At 70.2% G+C, this 5,077-nt stretch carries 3 protein-coding genes and 1 pseudogene; 2 read left to right on the top strand and 2 right to left on the bottom strand.

Going from position 1 to position 5,077, the window contains the following annotated elements; translation table 11 throughout:
• Nucleotides 1-452: class F sortase (locus tag C1I97_RS31195; RefSeq protein WP_111006426.1), on the top strand; the 452-nt coding region annotated here is incomplete at its 5' end.
• Between the two features lie 20 nt (nucleotides 453-472).
• On the opposite strand, the gene C1I97_RS31190 is transcribed toward C1I97_RS31195, so the two are convergent.
• Together C1I97_RS31190 and ppdK are read right to left on the bottom strand one after the other, a co-directional pair.
• A complete protein-coding gene (locus C1I97_RS31190) occupies nucleotides 473-1,255 on the bottom strand; it encodes a sulfite exporter TauE/SafE family protein (RefSeq protein ID WP_111006425.1) in 783 nt (260 codons plus the stop codon).
• Nucleotides 1,256-1,526: 271 nt separating this feature from the next.
• Entirely contained in the window at nucleotides 1,527-4,274 is a 2,748-nt protein-coding gene (ppdK, locus tag C1I97_RS31185) for a pyruvate, phosphate dikinase (RefSeq protein WP_111006424.1), read from the bottom strand.
• A 569-nt stretch (nucleotides 4,275-4,843) separates the two neighbouring features.
• Between ppdK and C1I97_RS40795 the strand changes: the two are divergent.
• Nucleotides 4,844-5,077 (top strand): annotated as a pseudogene (locus tag C1I97_RS40795) (hypothetical protein); the annotation flags it as partial.

The raw sequence follows: 5,077 nt of genomic DNA, 5'->3' as shown, positions 1-5,077 counted from the left end.
CGTCCCCGCCCCTCCGCATACGCATACCCTCCATACGGGTGAACGCCCCCCTGATCGGCCTCGGCCTGACGGAGTCCGGCAGCCTGGACGTCCCGCCCGCCGACGACAAGAACCTGGCCGGCTGGTACGAGGCCGGCACCACCCCCGGCGAGAGGGGCACCGCGATCGTCGCCGGCCACGTGGACAACACCCAGGGCCCCGCCGTCTTCTACGACCTCGGCGCCCTGAAGAAGGGCAGCACCATCGAGGTGGACCGCCGGGACGGCGGCGTCGCGGTGTTCACCGTGGACGCGATCGAGGTCTACGAGGCGAAGGACTTCCCCGACGAGAAGGTCTACGGCGCCGCCAAGCGCCCCGAACTACGGGTGATCACCTGCGGCGGCGGCTACTCGAAGTCCACCGGCTACCAGGGCAACGTGGTCGTCTTCGCGTATCTGACCGGCAGCCGCTGAACCGGCGCCCGCGACGCCCGCTAGGCCACCCACTGCTGATAGGCCAGGTTGGCCACCAGCGCGAACACCACCGTCAGCAGCACGATGCGGACGAAGCCGCTGCCCCTCTTCAGGGCGGTGTGCGCGCCCAGGGCGCCGCCCGCCAGGTTGAACACGGCCATGACGGCTGCCAGCTGCCACAGGACCACGCCCTGCCAGGCGAAGGTGGCCAGGGCGCCCGCGTTGGTGCAGCAGTTGATGATCTTGGCGTTGGCGGAGGCGGTCACCAGGTCCAGGTGGAGGATGGCGGTGAGCGCCAGGACGAGGAACGTGCCGGTGCCGGGGCCGATGAGGCCGTCGTAGAAGCCGATGCCCAGGCCCGCGAGGCCGATCGCCGCGAGGATCCGGCGGCGGGTGGCCGGGCCGGGGGCCGGGGCAGTGCCGAAGGCCGGGCGCAGGATCACGAAGGCGCCCACCCCGAGCAGCACCACCATGATCACCGGCTTGAGCACCTCGGTGCTCATCCCGGCCGCGAGGAAGGCCCCCGCGGAGGATCCGGCGAGCGCCGCCAGGCCGATGCGTACGGCGGTGCGGACGTCCACGGGCGTCCGGCGGACGTAGGTCACGGCCGCGCCGGTCGTGCCGACGATGGCGACCGCCTTGTTGGTGCCGAGCGCGGACGCGGCCGGGGTGGAGCCGGGCAGCCCGAGCAGCAGCGCCGGCAGCAGCAGGAGCCCGCCCCCGCCGACCACGGCGTCGATCCACCCGGCCGCGAAGGCGGCGAGGCACAGGAGGACGACCACGGTCAGCGATATGTCGGGCATGATCGCGACCCTAGGGACGTGATATGTGCGCCGTCCATGTATCTGAGGCACTTCTGAGGTACGAGGTACGACGCCCCGCCGGGTGGCTCGCGTCCGGCGGGGCGGGGTGTGGGGCGTACCGGAGCCGCCGCCGATCGGTTTGGTCGGGGACCGACGGCGGCTCCGGGTCCGGGTGGGAGCGCGGCGGCGGGCGCCGCGCTCCCTGGTGCCGGAGTCCTCGTCGTAATCGGTGGTGAGGGGTCGGGGACCACGACGAGGACTCCGGGGTCTTTCAGCGGTGGTCGCTGCCCTCCGCCTCGACCGCCGCGCGGCCGGCCTCCAGACGGGCGACCGGGATGCGGAACGGGGAGCAGGAGACGTAGTCCAGGCCGACCTCGTGGAAGAAGTGGACGGACTCGGGGTCGCCGCCGTGCTCGCCGCAGACGCCGAGCTTGAGGTCGGGGCGGGTGGCGCGGCCGGCCTTGACGGCGGACTTCACCAGGGAGCCGACGCCGTCCTTGTCGATCGTCTCGAAGGGGGAGACTCCGAAGATGCCCCTCTCCAGGTAGGCGGTGAAGAACGAGGCCTCGACGTCGTCGCGGCTGAAGCCCCAGACCGTCTGGGTCAGGTCGTTGGTGCCGAAGGAGAAGAACTCCGCCGCCTCGGCGATCTGGCCCGCGGTCAGCGCGGCGCGCGGCAGCTCGATCATCGTGCCGATCGCCAGCTTGAGATCGGTGCCCGACGCGGCCTCGACCTCGGCGATGACCTGGTCGGCCTCCTCGCGGACGATCTCCAGCTCCTGGACGGTGCCCACGAGCGGGATCATGACCTCGGCGCGCGGGTCGCCCTTGGCGGCCTTGCGCTCGGCGGCGGCCTCGGCGATGGCGCGGACCTGCATGGTGAACAGGCCGGGGACGACCAGGCCCAGGCGTACGCCGCGCAGGCCGAGCATCGGGTTCTGCTCGTGCAGGCGGTGGACCGCCTGGAGCAGGCGCAGCTCGTTCTCGTGCGGCTCCTGACGGGACTCCGCCAGGGCCACGCGGACCGAGAGCTCGGTGATGTCGGGCAGGAACTCGTGCAGCGGCGGGTCCAGGAGGCGGATGGTGACGGGGAGGCCGTCCATCGCCTCGAAGAGCTCCACGAAGTCCTGCTTCTGCAACGGCAGCAGCTGCTTGAGGGACTCCTCGCGCTCCGCCTCCGTGTCCGCCAGGATCAGGCGCTCGACCAGCTCGCGGCGGTCGCCGAGGAACATGTGCTCGGTGCGGCACAGGCCGATGCCCTGGGCGCCGAAGCGGCGGGCGCGCAGCGCGTCCTCGGCGTTGTCGGCGTTGGCGCGCACCCGCAGGCGGCGCTTGCGGTCGGCGAAGGCCATCATCCGGTGGACCGCCTCGACCAGCTCGTCCGCGTCGTCGGCGCCCGGGTGCATCCGGCCCTCGAAGTACTCCACGACCGGGGACGGGACGACCGGGACCTCGCCCAGGTAGACCTTGCCGGTGGAGCCGTCGATGGAGATCACGTCGCCCTCCTCGACGACGTGTCCGCCCGGGACCGTCATCCGGCGGCGCTTGGTGTCGACCTCCAGGTCCTCCGCGCCGCACACACAGGTCTTGCCCATGCCGCGGGCGACGACGGCCGCGTGGGAGGTCTTGCCGCCGCGGGAGGTCAGGATGCCCTCGGCCGCGATCATGCCGTCCAGGTCGTCGGGGTTGGTCTCCCGGCGGACCAGGATGACCTTCTCGCCCGAGCGGGACCACTTCACGGCGGTGTACGAGTCGAAGACCGCCTTGCCGACCGCCGCGCCCGGAGAGGCGGCGATGCCGCGGGCGACCTGCTCGACCTTGGCGTGCTCGTCGAAGCGGGGGAACATCAGCTGCGCGAGCTGGGCGCCGGTCACGCGCTGCAGCGCCTCGGTCTCGTCGATCAGGCCCTGGTCGACCAGCTGGGTGGCGATGCGGAAGGCGGCACCGGCGGTGCGCTTGCCGACGCGGGTCTGCAGCATCCACAGCCGGCCGCGCTCGATGGTGAACTCGATGTCGCAGAGATCCTTGTAGTGGTTCTCCAGGGTCTCCATGATCTGCATCAGCTGGTCGTACGACTTCTTGTCGATCCGCTCCAGCTCCGCCAGCGGCACGGTGTTGCGGATGCCCGCGACCACGTCCTCGCCCTGCGCGTTCTGCAGGTAGTCGCCGTAGACGCCCTGGTGGCCGGAGGCGGGGTCGCGGGTGAAGGCGACGCCGGTGCCGGAGTCGGGGCCGAGGTTGCCGAAGACCATCGAGCAGACGTTGACGGCGGTGCCGAGGTCGTGCGGGATGCGCTCCTGACGGCGGTAGAGCTTGGCGCGCTCGCCGTTCCAGGAGTCGAAGACCGCCTTGATGGCGAGGTCCATCTGCTCGCGCGGGTCCTGCGGGAAGTCCCGGCCGGCCTCGGTCTTGACGATCTTCTTGAACTTGGTGACCAGCTTCTTCAGGTCGGCCGCGTCCAGCTCGGTGTCGACGGCGACCTTCTTGGCCTTCTTGGCCGCCTCGAGGGCGTCCTCGAAGAGGTCGCCGTCGACGCCGAGGACGGTCTTGCCGAACATCTGGATGAGCCGGCGGTAGGAGTCCCAGGCGAACCGGTCGTCACCGGCCTGCTGGGCCAGGCCCTGCACGGACTTGTCGGACAGGCCGATGTTCAGGACGGTGTCCATCATGCCGGGCATGGAGAACTTGGCGCCGGAGCGGACGGAGACGAGCAGGGGGTCGTCGGGCTGGCCGAGCTTCTTGCCCATCTTCTGCTCGAGCGCGTCGAGGTGCGCGCTCACCTCGTCACGCAGTGCCGCCGGCTCCTCGCCGCTGTCGAGGTATACCTTGCAGGCCTCAGTGGTGATCGTGAAGCCCGGGGGGACCGGAAGGCCCAGGTTGGTCATCTCGGCGAGGTTGGCGCCCTTGCCGCCGAGGAGGTCCTTGAGGTCCTTGTTGCCCTCGGTGAAGTCGTAGACGAACTTCACGGTCTCAACGCTGTTGCCGTCCTCGGCTACCTGGGGTTCTTTGTTTTCCGACACGGGTCTCGACTCCTCGAGGACGCGGTGGCTGCCCTGACGGCGAGGAACATACCCAGATCAGAGGCCTGTGGGTACGTCCACTTGCACGTCATGCGCCCGTAACCAGTCGTCCGCCGGCGGATCGAAAGTCAAGGCTTGGCAAGTCGTCAGGGCCGGATGTTTTCACTTCTTGAACGAGTCCACACCCGTAGACCCACTCACTCGCTCATATGAGCGCATCTAGGCGCGTTTGATTTCGATCGATGAACGATCATCTGCTGGCACTGAGTGCCAGCACTTGGAAAAGTGCAGCCGCTCAAGATCCGCTCATCTGAGCGCAACCCTTATCAAGGGTGGCGAGAATCACGCTGCCACAACCGAGGGGATTTCACCATGCGGACGTGCCTGCGACGCCCGGTACGGGATCGCGCCGGGTCCGGCAGGCCCGGGCGGGAGAACCGCGCGTTTGCCGGGTGTTTGCCCGGTGCCGTGAACAGGGGCACCGGCCAGGCCGTACGGGAGTGCGGCGGGTCCTGCCTCCCCAGCGTGGCCCGCCTCCTCAGCGACGCCGCGTACGGAAGGACCTCCGGGTGCCTCAGCACACGAGTACACGCCAGTCATCGGGCACCACGGCCGGGGCGACCGGGCACGGCGTCCCGTCAGCGCCGGAGGCCGGACCGGCATCGCATGAGCAGGGGCCCGAGCCCACCGAGCCCCCGGCCTCCGAGGCCGGCACGTCCGCCGTCGAGCCCACCGAGTCCAGTGAGCCCACCGAGACCAGCAAGTCCACCGAGACCAGCGAGCCCACTGAGCCCACCGAACTC

The organism is Streptomyces sp. NTH33, from assembly GCF_003236365.1.
Taxonomy (GTDB): Bacteria; Actinomycetota; Actinomycetes; order Streptomycetales; family Streptomycetaceae; genus Streptomyces.
This window is presented reverse-complemented; position numbering and strand designations above follow the sequence as displayed.